Source organism: Stenotrophomonas sp. GbtcB23, assembly GCF_019091045.1.
In the GTDB taxonomy this organism is placed as follows: domain Bacteria; phylum Pseudomonadota; class Gammaproteobacteria; order Xanthomonadales; family Xanthomonadaceae; genus Stenotrophomonas; species Stenotrophomonas rhizophila_A.
The window spans coordinates 1-281 of record NZ_JAGXKC010000354.1 but is presented as its reverse complement, the minus strand read 5'-3'; the positions used below and the strand labels follow the sequence as shown (position 1 = coordinate 281).

The following is a 281-nucleotide window of genomic DNA, read 5'->3' as shown; positions in this document are numbered from 1 at the left end:
GATATGGGATGGAAGAAAGGGGCCTGTCGGCCCCTTTCTTGTCTTCACGCCATGGCCACGAGAGACTCAGCCTTCTTCTGCAGCATGAAGGCATCGAAGAAGGCTGCGAGTTCCGCATGCGCATCGAGCGGCAGAATATGGGCGACATACTGGTCCGGCCTGACGACGACCATGCAGCCCTTGTCCCGATCGATGCCGCGCATGTCGAAAATGTCCCTGCCGCTCTTCAGGTCGGGACAAAACATCTTCTCGTAGTCGCGGAGCCCCAGACGGCCCTTTGC

Annotated in this window: 1 protein-coding gene; it reads right to left on the bottom strand. The window is 59.1% G+C overall.

Translation table 11 applies throughout. The features are described from left to right. Window positions 1–44: 44 nt before the first annotated feature. A partial coding sequence (locus KVS69_RS19390) for a hypothetical protein (protein ID WP_217539577.1) occupies window positions 45–281 on the bottom strand: 237 nt, incomplete at its 5' end.